The organism is Paenibacillus marchantiae, from assembly GCF_028771845.1.
Taxonomy (GTDB): domain Bacteria; phylum Bacillota; class Bacilli; order Paenibacillales; family Paenibacillaceae; genus Paenibacillus; species Paenibacillus marchantiae.
The window spans coordinates 5,212,261-5,234,043 of the sequence record NZ_CP118270.1; the positions used below are offsets into that span (position 1 = coordinate 5,212,261).

The following is a 21,783-nucleotide window of genomic DNA, read 5'->3' on the forward strand; positions in this document are numbered from 1 at the left end:
TTACCAAAGCCCCTCTCCGTTGAACTTTCGCGCTATCTGATTGGTGCATAGTACCAACACCAGACTGATGACCGAAGAAAGGAGACCCACTGCAGTGGCCATTCCAAAATAACCTTGCTGCAAGCCATTGCGTAAAATATATGTGTCTAGCACATCCGCGACTGGCTGATTGGCCGGATTCATCAGAGGATAGATTTGATCCATGCCTACTGCAATCAGTCCAGGCATACTGAGAATCAACACGATGGAGATGGTCGGCATTATACCCGGCAGGGTAATGTTGCGAATTTGTGCGAGCCGTCCTGCTCCTTCCACCCTAGCTGCTTCATAGAGCTGCGGGTCAATCGTTGTAATTGCCGCCAGATACAAGATCGTATTCCAGCCTACCTCCTTCCATAGACCGCTCACTACGATCATGGGCCGGAACCACTCCGTGGATCCCAAGAAAAAGACTGAATCTCCCCCGAGCTTCTCTATCAACTGATTGACCAATCCGTCGTCCAACGTCAGCAGGGATTGCAGAATGTAAGCCACCACGATCCACGAAAAGAAATGCGGAAGATAACTTACGGATTGGACAAACCGCTTGTATTTGTTGTTTTTCACCTCATTGATGAGCAATGCCAAAATAATAGGAGCTGGAAATCCGAACACAAACTTGAGAATCGCGATGTAAATTGTATTCTTCACCACAATCCAGAACTGTTCATCTTGCAAGAATGAGAAGTTTTCCAAACCAACCCATGCACTACTCCACATCGTGCTGCCGATGTGAAAATCCTTGAATGCCACCTGGATGCCCACCATCGGAATGTAGCTGAAGAGAAGCAGTAGGATTGCACCAGGTAGAATCATTACATATTGCCAACGGTATTTTGCCAGTCGTTCAATCATTTAACCACCTCTGCCATCAGTATAGAGATCAATTGAAAGCGGTAACATATAATAACGATCGGATATCTATCGATTGGATTGGCAATATCAGAAAAGGCGAAGTAACAACTTACAAATCAAATACACTGCGTACGATTAGCTGTGATTGCAGTTCTTCAAGGGATGTCGGTTTGTTGAGATCATCTTTCTTCAGAGAAATGGTCTTTCTTCCACTTGCTGACAAGTCAAAATAATTGTTACTGAAAATACCGTCTAATTCACTGAAATCAAGCTCCACAAACCGTGCAAAAGCTTTCGAATCAACCGTAATAACAAAACGATCCTCTTCTTCTGTCATCGTGGTCTCAATTGCAGGATCAATAAAACCAAAATGCTTTGGCTTCACAAATAACACTGTACCTTCGCTGACAACTTCACCATCCACCACAAAGGAAAACTGTAAATACGTATTCCGTTTTTTTGTAGTTGTATCGAGCATCTCAGTGAAATCAAGATGTTCGAATAATGAGGTTGATAACGCTTTCAACTCAATCACTTTTGAAGAAGCTACGATTTCATTGGATTGCGAATCCATGAGACTCCATTTCAATTCTCCTTTTACAGCACTCCTACTCTCATTCGACACGTGAATTTCTACCTTCGAACCATCTTCCCGAGCCGATACAAGAACAGGTGCGAAAAAGCGTTTGGCTGCATAATGCAGTGCTTTCCAGCGACCAAAGTAATCGATACTGGACCAGGAAGCAACAGGCCAGCAATCATTCAATTGCCAGTACAGTGCACCCATACAGCGTCCACGATGTCTGCGCCAATGCTCTACCCCACATGAGATACCTTCAGCCTGAATGAGCTGTGAAGCGTATAACAGGGAATTGAAATCTTTTGGCAAGCGATACGTCTCCCCGATGTAATACAGAATTTTCTCATTGCCCGTACCATTCTTCTGATGAGATTCCATGACCGGTGAGAAGATATTGCGGTCTTCCGGCAACGTAAACGTCTCTATGGTCTTGTGATTCGGGAAGGATTGCAATCCGAATTCGGACATGTAGCGCGGGAACAATGTGCGGAATTCGGTAAAAGGTTTCTTGCCATGCCAAACATCCCAGTAATGCATGTCTCCGTAATTTTCATCGTTTGGATTGTCGAAGCTGCCTTTGGATGAAGGTGAAGCTAACCAATAGAACGTGTTCGGATCATATTCCTTCGCAATAGCCGGAAGTAATACCTCGTATTGCTTAATATAGTCTGCTTGTAACTGTAAGGATGTTTTCTTCGCCCAGTCCCATTCGACCCAAGCCATCTCCTGCTCATTGTTTCCACACCAGATTCCTAATGAAGCATGATGACGCAAGCGTTTCATGTTATCGATGGTCTCTTTTGTAATCGATTGCTTGAATTCCTCAGTCAGTTCATATACACCGCAGGCATACATCAAGTCCTGCCATACAATCAAGCCGTATTCGTCGCACAAATCATAGAAGTAATTCTCTGGATAATGTCCGCCACCCCATACACGAATTGTATTGAAATGGGCTTGCGCACAGCTCTTGATCAATCGTTCTGTCCGATCTGGGTTACAGCGCGGCAAGATGTTATCTTCCGGAATATAGTCAGCACCCATCGAGAAAAAAGATACACCGTTCACTTCGAATTCGAAGGACTCACCCCATTGATCCTGCTCTTGCTTCACAGTTAATGTTCTCAGTCCAATGCGCTTATCATCACGATCCAACTCCACGCCTTGTTCCATAAGCGCAACGCTCAGCTGATACAATGGCTGTTTGCCCAGACCATTCGGCCACCATAACTCGGGATGGTCCACTTCAATCCAGATACGATGATCCCCATCATTCACGACAGACGTGCATCCTTTCAATGTCTCCCCGGAAGGTGTATCTAATGTGACCATGATCTCCCGCTCTTCTTGGACCCAACTAGATGCCCTTACGCGAACATCTAAGGTTACCTTACCTTCGCTATGCATCTGTGTAATGTAGACATCTTCCAAACGGGCATGATCATAGCCTTGAATGGAGATATTCCGCCAGATTCCCAAATCAGGTAATTGTGGACCCCAATCCCAACCGAACATGGAGTGTGCTTTACGCAAATGGGAGATTCCTTCTACTGCATCACTGCAGTTAATCAACGGGCGCTCGGCTTGTTTACGCAGTACATACTCCACAGGGGAACGAAGAATAATGTGTATGGTATTTTCACCTTGTTTGATAAAGGAGGTAATATCGATTTCATAAGTACTGTGCATATTACTTACATTCGCGATATTGATTCTATTCAGAAACAATTCGCCAATCGTATCCAACCCTTCACATAACAGGATGATCCGGTCATGCTTGAGATCCGCTACGCTTACTTCAAAAGAGTGTTTGTATTCATAATCATAATTACACAGTTTAAGTGCCGCCTGCTCTTGCTCGCGGTAGTAGGGATCTTCCATTTGTCCAGCTTGTAGCAAATCATTAAAGACCGAACCTGGGACCGTCGCCGGAAGCCATTCGGCATGATCCACTCTCTTCATTTGCCACCTGCCATTGAGATCGATAAGCAACATTTGTGATACCTCCTGATGTCTTTGTAATCTATTTCATTCTATCAAGAGGCCTCCATTCTTTCTTATGTTGTGTTCACGGAATTCGTGTGCTATTTTGATATTAACAATAATTGGAGAGGTTAGAGCCATGATCAAATACACAGCGTCTACTCACATCCATTCCGACCTGCTCGTAGATCCGTTCTGGGTCGATTCCTTATCGAAAGTATCACCCGAGCATACCCATGACTTTTACGAGTTCTTCATTCTAAGTGAAGGGCAGTGCCAACATATCGTCAATGGAACAACCCAGCATTTAAGGCCGGGCTGCCTTGTCTTTATTCGACCGCATGATATTCACCGTTATGAGCCGGAAGGCACTCAGGACTGCCGTTTTCTGAATAGCCCTTGTCGATCCGCAGTAATAGATGAAGCTTTGGCCTACTTGAATGAACAGAATTATGCGCAAGGACTCTTGCAGGCTCCCGTTCCCCAGATTGCCATGTTATCTCAGTTAGAAATGACAGAGATGGTTCGAAGCTTTGAACGGATTATGATGCTCTCCACAGTGGATAAGAAGAAGGCTCGCGTATACGCAAAAGGGCTGATTATTCAGATTTTTACGCAGCATTTCTTTGAGTTGGATACCATTGAACAACCCATTCTCCCGCTGTGGCTTGAGCATGCGATCTCCAAAATGCAGCTGAAAGAAAACATGATTCGTGGTCTTCATGCGCTCTATGAATTGTCAGGTCGAAGCGTTGGTCATGTGAACCGTGCCTTTCGTCAATATCTGAATCAAACACCAACAGAGTATATTAATCAGCTTCGGCTGAATGTAGCCAAAAACTTGCTGCTCACGACTGAGCTTCGCGTGCTTGAGATTGCACTGGAAGCGGGATTTGAGAACGTCAGCCACTTCTACCATCAGTTCAAAAAATACTATAATCAAGCTCCGCTAGATTTCCGTAAAAACGCGACAATGAATAAGGAATCGCTGCTGACATAAGGATCCAAAGCATCCATATGGTGATATCTGCAGCATGCCATCATATCCGTACCCAAAACTCAAAAAATCTCTCCCTATATGCAGGGAGAGCAGAGTAAACACAAAGCAAATTAAGCGGAGTATTTATATTGGCGATTGGCGACACGAACCCCTTCGAGCATCTCCTCTATTTCTCTCACTTTGAGGTTTGGTGCAGCTAGAAGGATATAGTTGTCGTCTTTTTCTTTCAGACACGCTGGGCCGCAGGGAAGCCGAACGAAATTACAGCTCCTCCCTCCTTATGGTTGGTGGCCTGAATCAGCCCGCCGCAGCGTTCAACAATGGCCCGGGCAATCGCCAGGCCCAGTCCGGACTCACCGTCTTTTCCTTTGACAAAACGGTGGAATAAGGTGGGCAGCAGCTCCTGCGGAAAGCCGGGACCGTCATCCGAAACGGATAGCGCGATCTTCCCTTTTTCCAAGCTCGCAGTGATGTGAATTTCTTCTTTGGCGTATCTTGCGGCATTCGTCACGACGTTGAGCAGTGCCTGCAGCAGTTTATCCTGATCAGCCATGATGAACAGCTCTTTATTCTCCGGACAAGCGATATGGAGTGTAAGTCCTTTCTTTACAAGCAGCGGATTGACACGTTCGGATGTTTCCGTCAACAATTCGTTCAGACTGACCTTGGAAGGTTTGAAGATATCCTCTTCACTATCCAGCTTCGCAAGCAGCGTCATTTCGGTCACAATCTTGCCTAATCTACCGCTCTCCCCCAGGATCACGTCCAACCCTTTACGAACGTTCTCACCTTCAAAGATTCCATCTCGAATGCCCTCCGCATAGCCTGCAATGGACATCAGAGGGGTCTTCAGCTCATGAGAAGCATTCTGGAAAAACTGCTTCTGCACCTCATTGAACCTGTTCAGTTCGCCAGCCATCTCGTATACCGTCTGTGCCACAGCTCCAATCTCACCGCCAGCCTTGACCAGCTGCACATCCGTGAAATGACGTTGTTTGACCTTCTTAAGTTCCTGCTTCAGATTCATCAATGGCTGAATCAGCTTTTTCGTAATAAACAAACTGAGCAGGAACATAATGGCTCCAACGATACAGATCACCAGGATGAGACGCCCCAGAAGCGCCTGTTCAATTGCTTTGATCTTGCTCATGGGCGTCAACAGAGTCAGGGTTCCTTGGGGGATGGGACTGACATCCATCACATAACGCCCATCCGTTCCCTTCCACAGATCCTTGATGCTGGACGAAGTGACCGCTGTGTATTTCGACAAGTTTGCTGGTACAGCTTCAGTCAATGTGTTACTGCTCGCCATTCCGGTTGTACCACTCACAGACAAAGTCCCTGACAGCACATTTCCGTTAAAATCAGTGACAAAGGCTTCAACATCCGCAGGAATGAGTGTTGAAGGAGCACTCGTAACTTCTCCCGTTACCAACTGGACGGACTGCATACCCGTAATATTCGAATTAGGCATCGTGATCGCAGCTCCAGTGGAAAGTACAGGACTCATTGTGATATCCCCTGCTTTCGTTATAGAAGCGGACATCGCCGCACTTAACGTCTTGAGATCATTCTTCTCTGTCCCAATGAAATGATCCAGCAGCACATAATGAAGTAAAACGGCCGTGACGGAGAGGATCAGAACCAGTGACAATCCGAATGCAAGGTTAATTTGATGAACAAGTTTCATATTAAACTTCACTCCGATCTGTACGCATACGATACCCGTGTCCCCACACCGACTCGACGGGAAGTTCCTCAATTTTTTTGCGAATCCGCTTAATTAAATGATCCACGGCACGGTCACTGCCAAAATAATCTTCTCCCCAGACAAAACTGAGCAGCTCGTCCCTCGTAAACGCACGATTCGGATGTTCAGCCAGTACCTTGAGCATGGTGAATTCTTTGCTGGTCAGCTCCACTTCTTCCCCTCTCCATATGGCCCGCCTCTCTTCCAACATTAATTGAAGATCACCGGTATCGATTCTTGGCGTCGCAGCTTCGCTTACAACAGCTCTTTCTTCCGCACCGGTAAGTCTAATCCAACGTTCCAGCTGCCGCTTGATGCGGGCTACCAGCTCACGGGGGCTGAAAGGCTTCACTAGATAATCGTCACTGCCTAGCTCAAGGCCAAGTATTTTGTCCACCTCATTATCCTTCGCCGAGATCATAATAATGGGTACCTCTCCTTCACTACGGATGCGTTTGCACAATTCATAGCCATCCATTCCGGGCAGCATAATATCCATCACCCACATGCTCGGCGGACTTATTCTATATAAAGACCAGGCATCCTCGGCATTAGCAAGGCCTATCGTTCGATAGTTCTCTTTGTGCAAATAAGCTTGAATCAGTGTGCGTATATTCTCGTCATCATCTACAACCGCGATGAGGTAATCGTTATTCATGAACGGGGCCTCCTGTACTTTTCTCTATAGTGAGTATACCAAAGGTATATATATGGGAAGAGCTTTGCCATTGTTTTTCCACAATTACACCAATATTGTGCCACACTCCTTCGGTAAATTGATAACTGTAAGACAAACCAAACCATAAGGAGTGTTACGAAATGAACTACAGTTTTAAATTCAGAAATGTTGCCCTGTCCGCCCTGCTGCTCACTGCGATCTCCGCACCGATTGTCGCGAATGCCGACAGCGCCGCTAACGCAAATGCTGTTACAAATGGAACTGCTACCTTGAAAGAAGCTAAATCCGCCATTGCGACCTTTACATTGGCTAATCCGGTGGAGCAGGCCAAAAAGTACGCGCCAGAAACAGTAAGCGAATGGGAAAAAACGCTAGCCCGTTACAATAAACTGCTTTCACAAAACTATACATCCCAAGTAATGGCCACTTTGGTTGCTGTTGACGTAGACTCTGACGAATGGAAGAAAGTTTCCGAGAACGCCAAACCAGGTGAGATCAAAGAAATGCAGGCCTTAAAGGTTGAGGAAGGCAAACTTACCCCAGTTGAGAGTGTAAAAGCCGAAAAATTACCTAATTCCGAAAATAAGAACACCTTGTCTTTCTCCATTACCACAAGCAGTTCGGATCTGAAAGGATTAGTTGAGAATGCAGAATCTGGAGTGGCAATTGCCGTCAGCCCTCTGAATCTTGACGAAAAATCAACCGGAACAACAAGCGCGGTTATAGCAAATGCTGAAAGTCTTCAATTTAGCGGTACTACAGCTGCCAGTGCATTCTTCTTAGCACAAAGTAATTTGAATAATGCTGTAACAGCAAAGGACGAAGCGGCAATCAAGACTTCCCTTGCCGACCTTCTGAAGCAATACAAAGCGCAAATTACTGAGCTAGAGGCAGCTCAAGAGTAGGTTTAAATACATTTCAGCTTTAACTACATCATTAAGCAAAAACGCCAAATCTTACACGAACTAAAAGACCGAACGCCAACAACCAGCAAGCCTCCACATGGAAGCCTGCTGGTTGTTGTTTTGTTGGCTATAAGCTATATCTGCTACGTGTTATCTAATGCCTGCCCTGATCTTAAATGAGTCAGGGCTTTTGCTCTTCGGTTTATTTTTCGTTAACCCGGGTAACTACAAATGGCTCGTTCAACGCCTGCAGAGCTGCGGCCATATCTTCAGCTGAAAGTCTGCTGCCAGCCGAAATATGATATTGAAACTCATAGAAGCCGCCCAAGGTCGCTTTGAAATTCGTTTCCCAATAATTCGTCATCAGCCAGGCATAGGCTTCCGGTTGAGCGTCAGGCGTTTGCTGGGTGTGGACCTTTCTGGTCCCGTAATCCAGCGTTCCCCATTGCACGAGAGGTGTGTCCGGGACAGCAAGCAGCAGACTGCGGTCATGATCCCGCCAGGCAATGCCCGACTGTACAGCGGAATAATCCAGGCAAGTTCCCGGAATCTGATCCTTCCAGGGGCGAACGAGGCCTCCTGGCTTGTCGGCAAACAGGGTAACCGGCCCAGTGCCTCCCGGGTTGAACGGCAGGGCCAGATAAACGTTCTCCGGATTCCAGATGCTCTCTTTATGGAACCGCGCCGAAATATCCATCCGGTTTTGACGGGTATAGATCCGCAAGTGTAGTGAAAAATAGGCGATACCCTTGAGCTGATAACCAAGCTCAACGGTAGCATACAGCGGTCCATTATCCACCGCTCGCACGGAGATAAGCTGACCAACCGAACGCTCCACGTTCAAGCCTTTACGGTTGCGTCCCATTTTGGAACGGACGCTCCATACCTGAGATGCATCCGCAGGGTTCGCCGGATTGGTCACCTCATAGATGGGTGTAAATGCCCCATACAGATCATCCGCTTTCAACAGTTCGCGTCCTGTCTCCTTATCGATCCACGACACAATGCCGCGCTCTTTCGACCAAGTCAAGCGTACAAAAGGGGACTCCAGCCCAGTTTGGCAAACGGAGATCGGCGCTTGCTGTCCGCCTGTCGTTAAGGAATACATATCCTCCATATCGTACACCTGGTCAGCGCCGATCAGCTTTGAATTGGAGGTTGACGTTAAGGAAGAATGACTCTTCTGCGCTGCCAGGAGTGGGCGCAGAATCAGTATGCAGCTCTCCATGCCTTGGAGTTTAAGCTCCGCAATAATCGTCTGCGGGTGGCTTGACTGCTGGATCAGCACCTGTCCCGTGTCCTCACGGATTACTTCTACTCCGTTTAATAGCTCATCCGGTTCCCATCCTTCAAGCTTCAACTGAACCAACTCGGTTACCTCCCGCTCCGAGAGATTCGTTACCTTGAAGCGATAAGGACGCCCCGGGTACAAGGTGGCGGCATTATCGGCAAGCAGCACCTGATCTAGCGCGCGGTAAGCAAGCTTGCTTGCCTCTGCAGCGTTAGCTGTCTTGCGAACCTCAAGCATCTGCACATTTTTGTGCCACGGTTCATAAACAGAGGAGTGATACCCCCAAGTGTGTTCGGCATAAAGAGTAAGCGCCTGCTCTACAGCCTCGATTTCCTGGAGACTAACACTTTTCTGTTCAGGGTCGAGCTTTTCCACCTTGCGAAGTGTCCGCTGTGCGTCACGGTAAATCTGAGTGTGCATCGGTGTGGAGCTTACACCGTCCGACCACCAGTCAGGCCAATCCCCTTTATGCACAGGCAGACCATCCGTCCCTTCCTCCTTCAAGCGGGCAAAAAAGCCACTCAACGTACTCATCTCCACGGAAATCCCCTCGCCGTTTTGACGGTTCCATGCATCGATCCATTCCATGATTGCGCTATTGGGCGATCCGTTGTCTGTGGGCAATCCGGACAGCATCATCGGCACGAAATCGTATGGATACTGCTCCGCCTCAAGCTGGGCCAAGTACCGGTGGATGCGAATATTGGCGATTTGATTATGAATGTTCGCTGTTTCCACAAGTCTGTGGCCGAATTCATCACGAATCATGTATTTGCCAAGCGCACCAGGACAGAAACCAAGCTCGTTGCCAAGCATGTAGTGGTCTCCATTCCAGACCAGCAGGCGTTCCCCACTTGGAGCTTCCCACCAGAAAGGGGACTGCTTGCGGCCCAGCGCATACATGCCGTGATGAGTATGTATACAGCTGAATAAATGTCCGATTCCGTTATTTAGCAGGCTATCGGCATATCCCCAGCTGTAGCCATTGATATCCGCCGTCATCGCACTGTCTATTGGGTGACCGATAGATTTGGCATATGTCTGAGCTTTGCTGTGTATTTTGTTCAACAACTGTAGGTCGGGCAGCTCAGTCATATTCAAATACGTGCCGGAGAGCTCGATATCGCCGCGCCGCACGGCATCAGCAAATGCAACTTTTTCCTCGTCTCGAGCCTGCTTCAGGAATTGCTCCACAGCCCAGAAGGTCTCACAGGTCCAACGGAACCCTTTCCACTCGGGGTTTACACCGTTATGGGCATCATTAACAATACGCAGCGCCTGACGGATAAAATCGATATGATATTGTTCAATCTTCTCCTGCCGGTCAGTATAACCAATGTCAGTATGGGAATGGTGAATGACATATATTTTCCATTTCCGTTTAAGCGTCGGGATGGCGGCCTGTTTGATTTGTTGTTCGAGTGTCATCTTTTTTTCTCCTTTATTGGTGGATTAGGTACCTTTTACGAGTTGGAAAATCCCGTGGAACACATGCTCTTGCATTTGTTTCTCATTATGCTGAGAAATCTTCTCGGGCAAGAGCGCTTCCGAAAGCGCGCCGCCAAATAGATCATGGGTTTCGGCAATTTGTCCCCCCAGGATCAGACGAGCGGGGCGAAACTCTGCCACGTACGGACGCAACATTTCCCCAAGCCGCTGGCCGTAAAGCTGCCATACACGGATGGCGGAGGAATTTCCCTGTCTGGCCGCTATGGCCAGATGGTACACGTCCTCTCCCTGCCTTCGAGCATCATGGCTATCTGCCAAGGCCAAAATCCCTCGGCTTCCGAACAGATCATCCACGGTTCCTCCGTTGTATTGCTCGGCATACAACATGCCTGAGTCGGGAATTCCCCATTTTCCACTGACAATGGACCGGTTCTCAACGAAAGCGGAGCCAAGACCCGTTCCCAATGTAAGGCAAAGCAATCTGTCCTGTGGAAAAAGCCTGCTGACCCCCAGAGCGAACAGGGCAGCATCATTGCCAAAACGAATATCTGCGGCGGCAAGCTGGGTCATCCATGTAGGAGCAGTGGGCTCCGCTGCAAGCGCCGTTAATTCACACCGCAGCAGTGTTTTTAGATTGAATTCATAAAGCTGCTCGTATTTATTCAATCCCTGGATACGGGAAACGCCTGTGTCGTATTCAAAAGGGCCGGGGAAAGCAAAACCGATGTGAAAATTGGCAAAAGTGCCCCGGGTCCCTTTATCGGTACTTAGCCTCTCCATGTAGGCGACGTATGCCGCGGCAAGCTCCTGGATCACGCCAGCCAGATTGGAGGCGATTTCATACGCGCTACTGTCGGAGTGCGATGACCTTTTGACATAAAGTTGTGGTAGAAGATTCCCGTCACTCAGTACAACGGCACCCTTCAAAAAGGTCCCCCCGGCATCAATGGCAATCGTTACGTCAGGGTTCATAAAGGTTCACCAGATTTCCAGTGATGCGGAAGCAGAGGCGTGTTCCAGTCTGGGGAAACCTGTGCCCGGATCAGAGTGCACGATCGGTCACCCAGAGACTCCAGACGGAAACCTCCGACGGAGGCAGGAACGATATACGCTTCCGCGTACCCCCACTCCACAGCCGCTGCCTCATCATCCAGCGGAGTCAGCCGCACACGATCGCCTTCTACGAGGTTGAACATAACAAACTCTCCAGCCGTGTCGTCGATCCACTCTCCGTCCAGTTTTAATCTTTTGATCTGAAAAAGCAGATCCTCCCGTTCGCCCAGCAGCTCTTCCTTGCTGTCTCCCTGTACCCGGCTTTCCTTTGGAACCGCTATCAACTGCTTCTGAACGTATTCCGTGTCAAACTGTTCCTGCATGTTGGCTCTGGCATGATCGCCGTTGATCGGACGCGGCCGCCCGTCTCTGTCTAGCCGCAAATGGTCGTATATTTTGAAGGTAAACCACCAGGTTGTCGAAGAGATCTCCAGCACCAGATTGTTTTTGCCCGAAAAATGTACGGCTCCCGGCGGGATCAGAAACAGGTCACCCTTATTCGCATCCCAAATATTCACATATTCTGGGATCTTCAGCGGTTGTCCCAAGGTGTGGGCCGATTCAACCGCCTGAAGCAGCTCCTCCCCGGTTGTACCCTCTGTGAAACCCAGTCCCACAAAAGGTTTGGTGCCTTCCTTCTGTTCCATAATGTAATAGGATTCCTGCTGCGTCATCGTTTCGTTGAAGCTCTGCTCGATGTAAGCCTGCTGGGGGTGGACCTGCAAAGACAGATGATCCCCGTCAATCGTATCGAGATAATCAAACCGGATCGGAAAATAGTCGCCAAACAGTTGCACATTGCGCTCGCCCATAATTGCTTCTGGATGAGCAGACAGTAATAGCGGGAAAGGAAGCTCCACTATAAAATCCCGATAACCGATTAATATCGTGTTTTCCGGTGCGATAGGTTCAAACCCCCATGCGCAGTTATTCCAATCCTTAGGTAGGTCGCATAGTTCTTTTAAATACTGTCCGCCCCAAATCCCCGGTGCAAAAAACGGCTTTACTCGAAAAGGCTGCTGGGCTGTTGAAGCCAAAAGTCGGCGCAGCATAGGAACGGTGACCAAAATGGGTCGTTCCCGGTTGTTCGTATCCACGTAGTAGTCAAAGTCATACAAGTGGCGTTTGCGATATTCCTCCCAGACGGGCCACTCCAGAAACAAGGCCTGTTTATAGGTTTCGACCGTATCCAGGCAAGGACCTAACCCCAGAGACCCCATCCCCTGCTGATGCAGTTTCTGCTGTGCTTCTCTCGATAAGTCGCAAAATAGAGAAACGTTCGTTAAACCTGATGCTGTAGAAAGGAAACCAGAGCCAGGCCCAAAGGTCACAACGATGGGGGCTAACTGATCTACGTTCGGCGACTGGGCCTCTGCATGTTCAGCGGAATGATAAAGCCGAAGTTGATCGTCTACATCACTGAGCCAGACCGACTGTGCACGTGGTCGGAAATAATCCTTAACGCTGACGTCCGAGGCTACAACGCCAAAAGCACGGTTATCCGTCAGATAAGGGTGAAACTGCTGAAGCAAATCTGCAGAAGACTTTAAATAATCAGCGCTGTCAATCTCAATTAAAGCCCTGCTCTCTAGGTGGCAGCGCGACCGAAGTATTTCCAGACATTCGCTGAATGCGGCACCATGCGTACCGTCAATGACCATATAAAAAGGAAGCAAATCATTCTGTACACATTCGGGCCAAATTAGATCAAGCCATTCTTCATACGCATTCCAGATCCCCGGTTCTGCCTCTTGGTCGGGCTGAAGCTGAATGAAATTAATTGGGTTGGTTTGAAAGGCCAAAGGGGCTATTCGGGGCATGTTTAAAACCTCCAACTCTATATCGATTTATGTTCATCATTGTATAGGGAGTTGGAGGTGCTGTCTTTAAACGATCAAGCTGTGTTTTTGTACAATCAGGACATTCGGGGTGGGTAATGCATTTTGCCAGAGCGGCCTTCGGCAAACTGATTGCGTCGGAATTTGGCCGGGGAAACACCAAGCTCGCGGGTGAATATCCGGGTAAAATAATGCACGGATTGGAACCCGCACTGGATGGCGATATCTTTAATTGGTGTCTGTTCATTTAACAACAGCCCAGCGGCTTGCCGCACGCGCCGTTCCTGAATGTAATGAACGAAGGACTGCCCCAGATTTTCCTGAAACAATCGGGTCAGGTGACGGGATGAAATGTGGAGGTGCCTTGACACCGTCATAAGCGTAAGCTCATTGATCAGATTATCATCAATGTACCGTTTGGCCTGTCGGAACAACGTATTTGGTTCCACGGGCTGCTCTCCCGTGTCAGCCGAGTCTGTTCGAGTCGGAACGTGCAAATCTGCTATCGATAACAACAGAGAAGCGGAAATTTGCTTTACAGCAAGAGGAAGGGTTGCCCCAGGCTGGTCGAAAGAAGTAATGAGCGCTTGCCATAAATGGCCAGTTGGCGTAAGGTCCGCTTGCTGGGCTACGCTTTGTCCAAGCTCGGCAAGGCGACGGAAGGATTCAGTATAATAAGCATCTGTGTGGGTCTCATCCAGTTCGAAAGCCACATAAGAAAGCGTCAATCCGGTCTGGCTGCGGATTTGATGCCATACGCCCGGAAGAGATAGAAATGCTGTTCCTTTATTTAAAGCATAATGCTGGTTTTGTTCTATGTAGCTTCCTTCACCGTCTACCACATAACAAGCCTCAAAAAAGGAATGCCGGTGGAAGGCATTGTCGAAATGATCGGGCATGAATCCCCAATACAAAATGGACAATGAAAGCCCTGTTTGCTCCACTTTTGTAATATAACGATTGCATATTTGATTGGCCCGGCGGAAGCTGGCTTCGATGGTCATGGCGTTCCTCTCCCTTCAAGCTCTCATTATACGTTTGCATGGCAAAAAGGCAAACCGGAAGTCGGTCTGCCTCTTTGAATATTTTTCAACTAGGTAAATCAGATGATGCTCTTTTCACAATACGTTAATAATCTGCTAAATAAAACTGCTGCCTCAGCCCGGGTCAGATTACGTTTCGGATTAAGCTTGTGATCTGGTGTTCCTTGAATGAGTTCAAGCTCAATGCAAATCGCTAATGCTTCCCTGGACCAGATTCCAGCCTTATCCGCATCTTTGTATTTAGACAGTACCATTTGCGTTGTATCGGAGACTTCTGGCAACCTCCCTTTCATCTCAAGGGTTCTTACTATTATAACGGCCATCTCTTCACGGTTTAAGGGTTTCATAGGTTCAAATAAATTACCCGCATACCCCTTAAACAAACCTGCATCCGCCACAGCACGAACATCATCCTTATACCACTTATCTTCGGTTACATCTTTAAATGATGATGACCCTTCAGCCTTAAGACCAAATGCTCGGGTTAACATCGCTGCAATTTCAGAACGGTTTATCGTCAGATCTGGAGCAAATTTCTGATCATTCATGCCCTTGATAATCCCTTTGCTCACAAGAGCTTCAATTTCCTTGCTTGCCCAGTGTCCAACCGTATCGAGAAATGCTTTGGGTTTGGTGTTACCCGTATCCGGCTTAGCTCCAGTTTGGTTATCCTGATCAGACCCATTATTTGTTCCTGTACCAGGATTAGGCTTGGTATCGGGTTTCGTACCAGTGCTTGGATTTGATCCGGTGTCTGGGTTTGATCCTGTTCCTGGATTTGTACCCGGATTGCTGTTGTCTTTCGCCTTTACTTTGACAGTCGCAATCGCTTTAATGTCCGTCCCATTGACCGCGCCTTTCACCTGAAAAGTACCTGCCTGTGCATAAAGGGAAGGATCAATCGCTTCCCATACAACGGTAGCATTCTCAGTCGTATCATTACTCAATGTCACAGTCACTTGCGAAGGCAATATCGGTGTAGAACCAGCTTCCGTTTCAACCTGTACATTCTCAATAGATACGATATTAACTTCCGATTCTGATTTAATGTAGAAATCATCCAGAATGAAGGCGTAATCAGAAGTAGGGCCTCCAGCGCCTTTGGATACCATTTTGAAAATAACTTGGTAATCGTTTTGAGCACCTGTTGTGAATTTTTTCTGGAAGCGAATATAACCCCCATCTTCACCCGCTTTATTACCCGGATTAGGTAGCGTGCTCAGTGTTTCCTTCAGCACAATTTCACCAGTGGAGCGTGATTGTACAGAAACCTCATAACCAGCATACTTTTCTAAGGTGTAAATAAAGCCTAAGTCATATTCTGTGTTTGGTTCCATTTTCACGCTGGATTCATTCGTTTTTATTAATTTACCAACATCGGTTTCATTAACTTTCAACGAATTCTCACCATCCAGAACCCAGGTCATTACAGGACCAACCTTGTTCTCAGATGCGGATACAACGGGATTGTTATCCTGTTTATTACTTTGATCGGTTGCAATATGAATTTGCCTATCCCCACCACCGTACTCAAAAGGACCCCAGCCTTCGTACACATTTTCAAAATCCTCATATACAACATAGCTCTTATTCGTAGGGTCTTTCTCTACAGTTGTATGTTTCCAAATTCGCACATCATCAAATTGAACAGTACCCGCTCCCGGATCAGCTACAAGCTTAACTGTCGCGGAATTAATGCCTGCTGGAACCTTGAATTCAACATTCATTCTTTGCCATTTGGTGTCCACGTACTTGAAGGATGATTTATGGATGCCATCCTGACCTGTCACATGATTGGAATAGGTTTGACCATTAATCGTGACCTGAAGCGAGGATTCCCTCCCCTTTTCAGTCTGTGTCCACACTCCGACGGTGTAATCCTGACCAGGCTGCAATCCGGTAATCTCCTGTGAGATTACACCTGAATTACTACCGACCTCTGCGTATCTGTTCCAATTCGATTTGTTCATTTCTTTAGTGATATCGTATTCTGTATCCCCTTGAACAGTCTTGATTGTAATGTTTGCTGGATCATCGACTGTCCATGAACCTGGAACATTGAACTTCTCTGAATTGAAGGCAAAATCCTTGATCAAACTGCCTTCTCCCCAATTCCCTGCATTAGGCACCAAAGTCAGGGCATCAGCAGTTGCTGGATACAATACATAAGGCGTATTTTTCTTTGCCTTCGTAATCGTAAGAGATTCATTCCGAGCGACCAGCGTATCCACCAGAACTTTACCTTGTTGGGTCAATTCGTACATATTAAACTGTTTCACATCTTTAAATTCATCCGTCAACTGCCAAGTGGTAGAGTTACCTGTTGTGTTCCAATGGTACAGCTTCGCACCATCGTTAACACCCAAGATTTGATTAGCTTTGATATCCCAAACCCATGGAATTAACGAGTTAGCCTCACCTGTATGGCGCACTGATTCATCGGTAGTCGTTCCGGTATCTTTCCAAGAAGAGATCAGCTTGCCATTCTTGGTAAGCTCAATCATACCAGTGGATTTATTTCTCTTAGAGACGACATTATTATCAAAAGTTACTTGGTCCTCTTCATATTTCAGTACACCGAAATGCTGTATATACTTCGTCGGCAATACTTCATTGAAGAATACTGTTACACCCTGCTGTACGTCTGGCTTAGAATCGCCCCAAGTGGTCACACCAGGGATTTTTTGTCCTTTAAATAAAGCATTCCCTACAAAAATATCGAGATTGTTCTTCACCATTCTAGAAAGGATACTCTTGTTCCCTTTATTGGGATATCCTAAATCCGGACCCCAGTGAACGAAATCCACACCTGGTTCAATCGGACCTGAGAATTCTGTTCCTACTTTGACTCCAAGACCATTGGCATATTGCAACAATTTATAGGCATTGTAGTCATTGCCGGTATACACGTCTACATAATAGAAATCTAACGCAGGATCATTAGGGTCGTTGGCGTCCTTCGTGAGATTATATAGATTGGTTAACCGTGATTTCAGTTCACCACTCAGGACATCCTTCGTTTGATCTACATAATAAGCCGTATCGATCCAATCCCAACCTTTGGAGAGCTTATCTGTCTTCGGTCCATTAGCTGTAGCCCCAGTTAAATTGGAGTAATCCAGTTCGTTGGCATCGAGATGATATTCGGTTGCATTCAAATGTACGCCGACGTGAAGGTTGTACTTATCCCCCTCATCGATCAAATAATTGAAATCATCCAATCCACCTTGTCGTACACCAATATTAGAGTAGGAAGGAATATCATCATCATGCCCTTCCGCCTGATACCCCTTATGCAGAATCATCTGTCCAAAACCGTCTGTAAAATTGTACAGAACTTTCCCCGTATCCAAACTGTTCAAGAACGGATCATTGGCTTGACTCGCAAAGTTGAAAGCAATGTACATCATATTGTTCTTCATATCCTGTGCGCCAAATGGCTCATTGTAAATTTCCGTTCGGTAAGCAACAGCCGCATCTTGCCAATCTGTCTTTTCGTCGTTATTGCGTTCCCCAGTGACGACCACTTCATACCATGGCAACTCTTCAGTCTCACTACTTTGAAGATGTCGATACGTCCAACTGCCTGGCTTCACCGTTATTTTATTGACAAGCGGTTTTTTCTCTGTGGTGATTATCAATTTATTGCCACCACTCATGACGTTGTCCTCTGCCGATGTTGCCAAGCCATCTCCACTCACCATAACCATCGTTACACCGGTCGTACCGCTTTGCTTCATAAGAGACATATCGTCAACCAGTTCCTCTGAGACTCCGTGCCACTCCCCGTTTGACTTACTCCATGCATACGATGCATCTTTCATTGAACTATTCACATGGATCAGAGCGTTGTTCATTTGAATCGAACGCACTAAGAAATCCGGGCCGTCGGAAATTTTATCAATTTCAAATCGCACTACATTGTTCGCCTTTGCCTCGAGATGTCCATCAATCACAACGCCGATCTCATCAAACGTCATCGTGTACTGATATGTGCTAGCACTGTCTTTCTTCGATACTGTACGCGGTACATAATCCTTATTATTAATCTTCACGCTATTCGTTTGCTCCACGTCGGCCTGTAGCGTGTGATGATTCACTTGATACTCTACAATGCCTGGAAAATCTTTATATACAGTAACGGTCATACCATCATTCTCAATCGTATCTGTCTCTTGCGCCAGTTTCAGCTTAGGTAGCGACTCAAGTTCGACCATTTTGAGGTTTCTCACCGTCATTTGTTTGGTTCCATACCATGAACGAAGACCAAACCAACCCGGCACAACAGCCATCGATTCTTCAGATATCGAACCCATATCTGTTGCTACGCCATCAGGACCCGTAATGTTGAGACTAACCGTTGTTCCCACCAAACGAAGCTCAATATGATAATTTGTATTGGCCTTTATCTGATACGTATTGGGAAAGGCTATCTCATTCCCGTTACTTGTTGTGACCTTCCACTTCCCATTAATATCATGAACGACACCTACATATTTGTCAGCTGCCGAACCTCTCACGATAAAACCATAACGGCCACCATCTGCTCCAGCGGAAACATTGGTGTTAAATTCAAAAATGATTGCCTGATCAGCGAATTTAGGGCTATCCTTATCCACGGCTAATGAAACCCCTGGCATGTTCAATCGGATTTGGCTGTCTCCATTGGCGAGAACCTCTGGTTTACTGTTATCAAGAGGACCCCAGTTCTGCGCATTATAATCTGGTGCATACACCCGAACCTCTTCTGCAGTGATCGCGTCTATCTTGGCTTGAATCGCATGGGTCACAGAATTGTAGATGCCAAATGAACCTGGTGTATATCCAGTTACATTCACACTGCCAGCCCTAATTCCATTCACGTAAAGGCCTAGCTCGTTCTCGATCATTTCTACACGTAGCGTGTAATCTTTGCCAGAAGCAAGTGCAGTAGTAGCACCAATCGCAAAGGCATCATTACTGCCTTCCAGCTTGTATTTCCAATTCCCCGGACTTTCTTCGTAAATCACGATATTTCCAAGTGTAATCCCAGTAGCTCCATCCGACTGCATTTTCACTTGATATATGCCGTTGGCTACTGGTGTTACATCCTTATTGATAGCAGCCGTTCCAGCATCCAACATCCCTTGCAAATATCCACTAGAAACTTGCGGCGTATCCTTGAAGCCTTCCCAATTTACGATTGAATCACCTTCATAGTACTCTTCATATCTCAGCTTGCCAACATGGGATGAAGACGTATTCATATCAAGGAATTCTTCAGTAAAAACAACATTATCAATATAAATGTAATTCTGCGCAACTACCCCAAAAGACCCTTCCCCGAGTTGCTGCCCTGTCGGTAAGTTTGCTTGCAATGTAGCGCCATTAATACTTAAGATCACAGAATGATCAGAGTATTGAAGTCCAACTTTGTTCCAGGTATTAGGTAAAGGATTGAATTCCATCGCATCAGAAATGACAAAGTCAGTGCTGGTCCCATCCTTATTCAACAATACCCATTTCGTGCCTTCATATTTCACAATAGCACCATCGCCTATAACAAATCCGATATCCGATGTTGCTGGCTTCACATTCAACATATATGTGGCGCTTTGCAAGGACGGTGCATCCAAGTTCATTACATTGTCTTTGATATTGGATAGTCTCAATACCCGATTACTGCCTTCTGTAATAATAGTAGAATCAGCACCAGTCCAAGTACCTTTAATTCCATCCTCAAAATCATTACTGTATTGTGCAATTTGTTTGGGTTCAATGATCTCATTCGTATATTGTACATTGTCGATTTGTAGCTCTACAGTGCTTCTAATGCGAAGTCCGAAACGCCCAGCTGCTTCAGAATACTGTTCAAACGTAATGTCGCCAATCCGCTTTTTATTCAAAAAAACCGTTATTTTCTTACCATTAAAATTAAACATGAGATTGTTCCAACGCCCTTGAATCGGATAAGGAATCTCTTGCTTATCTCCCCAGCCCGTATTGGACTCCGGTATCCAACTGCTCGGATCAACCCCGAGTTCATTGAAAATACTTGCTGAATCATTCATTCTGAAACCAAAAGCAAATCCTTGTCCGCTAACCAATTTGTCCGGATTTACCAGTTTGAAATCTAATGAAAGAGTTCCTTGTTGAATTCGTGGCGAATCCAGATCCACACCTCGTTCGCTAGATCCTTTTTTAAGGGAGAGAACTTTATTGCCCGTAATATCCGTCACGACCGTTGCTTTCAGCCCCGACCAATGGGGTGTATAATTGGGGTCTTCATAATCTTGAACATAATTAACAATGTTTGAAGGCTTCTCCCTCGTGCCCACACCTTCAATTCTCACACTCTTGATGGCAATCTCTCCTGTAGCATAGCGCTTATACAGCCCGACTTGACCTAATCCAGACAACGAACTCAATAAATCAGTATTCTTATTGTAATAAGTCACGTCGTCTACAATGATCAGAAGCTTCATACCATTAAAGCCGATCTGAATGTGATAATCTGTGTCCATTTTTAGTTCTGGTCCGTCAAATGTTTCCCACTTACTTGTACCATCCGGACTCTGAATAACCCAGGTTGTGCCGGCATCATAACGAATAGCTATGCCTTGGTTACTATCATTAGATCCTAGAACAAATCCAATATTGCTTTGATTTGTGCTGGTATACCGCATCGTTGTATCTATGACTCCGCCGGAGAGCCAAGGAGCCTTATCCCATGTTGCTATAGCTCCACTGCCACCCAGATTGTTAATCGTTACTGTCAATCCATTGTTTACTGAAGTATTTCCATTTCCTTTGACGAAAGTCATGGCTTCCGGTTCCATAGACTGATAGTTATTCATATAAGAAACAACCTCTTGATTACTTGGAACATTATTTTTTAATTCTGCCAAGAATGTATCTATATCTACATTTCCTGTTGTTTCCTTACTCTTTTCAAACACCGTGATTGCAACTTCAGCTTTAATACTCGTTCCCTCTACAGATCCCTTTACGGTAAATGTCCCTACCTGCGCATAGTCAGAAGATTCAATTGGATCCCAGCTCACCATGACTTCTGCGGTAGTGCTGTCACTGTATACTGCCTGTATTACCGATGGAATTGATGGCTGCTCATCAACGTATGTTTCAACCTTAATCGGGGGGATGCTCTCGATCGTTTTTTCCTGTGGCTCAATTGGCAATTCACCAAATTCTCCTGAAATAGCATAAGCAGTATTGCTAGGGAGTACCATCAACTGACTTGAAGCAACCAATAAAACCATCATCCAAATCCATAATTTGAATATCATTTTATTATTTTTTTTCCGCATCAAATCATTCC

11 protein-coding genes are annotated in these 21,783 nt (G+C 46.3%); 2 read left to right on the forward strand and 9 right to left on the reverse strand.

Going from position 1 to position 21,783, the window contains the following annotated elements:
- Together PTQ21_RS23395 and PTQ21_RS23400 are read right to left on the reverse strand one after the other, a co-directional pair.
- On the reverse strand, positions 1 to 894 hold the full coding sequence (locus PTQ21_RS23395) for an ABC transporter permease (RefSeq protein ID WP_274567338.1): 894 nt from the start codon (positions 892 to 894) through the stop codon (positions 1 to 3).
- Positions 895 to 1,003: 109 nt separating this feature from the next.
- The gene (locus PTQ21_RS23400) at positions 1,004 to 3,469 is read right to left on the reverse strand and encodes a beta-mannosidase (RefSeq protein WP_274567339.1); all 2,466 of its coding nucleotides are present in this window, start codon (positions 3,467 to 3,469) and stop codon (positions 1,004 to 1,006) included.
- Positions 3,470 to 3,596: 127 nt separating this feature from the next.
- Here PTQ21_RS23400 and PTQ21_RS23405 point away from each other — a divergent pair, with 127 nt between their 5' ends.
- The gene (locus PTQ21_RS23405) at positions 3,597 to 4,457 is read left to right on the forward strand and encodes an AraC family transcriptional regulator (RefSeq protein ID WP_274567340.1); all 861 of its coding nucleotides are present in this window, start codon (positions 3,597 to 3,599) and stop codon (positions 4,455 to 4,457) included.
- A gap of 226 nt (positions 4,458 to 4,683) precedes the next feature.
- Here PTQ21_RS23405 and PTQ21_RS23410 read toward each other — a convergent pair whose 3' ends face one another.
- Both PTQ21_RS23410 and PTQ21_RS23415 read right to left on the reverse strand, forming a co-directional pair.
- Complete coding sequence (locus PTQ21_RS23410) at positions 4,684 to 6,147, reverse strand: sensor histidine kinase (protein WP_274567341.1); 1,464 nt, start codon at positions 6,145 to 6,147, stop codon at positions 4,684 to 4,686.
- Position 6,148: 1 nt separating this feature from the next.
- Positions 6,149 to 6,865 (reverse strand): response regulator transcription factor, encoded by a 717-nt coding sequence (locus PTQ21_RS23415; protein WP_274567343.1) that lies wholly within the window; start codon positions 6,863 to 6,865, stop codon positions 6,149 to 6,151.
- A gap of 161 nt (positions 6,866 to 7,026) precedes the next feature.
- Here PTQ21_RS23415 and PTQ21_RS23420 point away from each other — a divergent pair, with 161 nt between their 5' ends.
- A complete protein-coding gene (locus PTQ21_RS23420; protein WP_072733200.1) occupies positions 7,027 to 7,791 on the forward strand; it encodes a hypothetical protein in 765 nt (254 codons plus the stop codon).
- A gap of 202 nt (positions 7,792 to 7,993) precedes the next feature.
- Here PTQ21_RS23420 and PTQ21_RS23425 read toward each other — a convergent pair whose 3' ends face one another.
- From PTQ21_RS23425 to PTQ21_RS23445, 5 genes are all read right to left on the reverse strand, one after another.
- Positions 7,994 to 10,510, reverse strand: coding sequence for a glycoside hydrolase family 38 N-terminal domain-containing protein (locus PTQ21_RS23425; protein WP_274567345.1), 2,517 nt, complete (start codon positions 10,508 to 10,510; stop codon positions 7,994 to 7,996).
- 24 nt (positions 10,511 to 10,534) lie between these two features.
- Positions 10,535 to 11,503 (reverse strand): ROK family protein, encoded by a 969-nt coding sequence (locus PTQ21_RS23430; RefSeq protein WP_072733202.1) that lies wholly within the window; start codon positions 11,501 to 11,503, stop codon positions 10,535 to 10,537.
- The gene (locus PTQ21_RS23435) at positions 11,500 to 13,404 is read right to left on the reverse strand and encodes a class I mannose-6-phosphate isomerase (protein ID WP_097115714.1); all 1,905 of its coding nucleotides are present in this window, start codon (positions 13,402 to 13,404) and stop codon (positions 11,500 to 11,502) included. Before PTQ21_RS23435 ends, PTQ21_RS23430 begins: the two co-directional genes overlap by 4 nt.
- A gap of 95 nt (positions 13,405 to 13,499) precedes the next feature.
- Positions 13,500 to 14,426, reverse strand: a complete 927-nt coding sequence (locus tag PTQ21_RS23440) for an AraC family transcriptional regulator (RefSeq protein ID WP_063562703.1) — start codon at positions 14,424 to 14,426, stop codon at positions 13,500 to 13,502.
- 98 nt (positions 14,427 to 14,524) lie between these two features.
- Positions 14,525 to 21,772 (reverse strand): endo-alpha-N-acetylgalactosaminidase family protein, encoded by a 7,248-nt coding sequence (locus PTQ21_RS23445; RefSeq protein WP_079693843.1) that lies wholly within the window; start codon positions 21,770 to 21,772, stop codon positions 14,525 to 14,527.
- Positions 21,773 to 21,783: the final 11 nt, after the last annotated feature.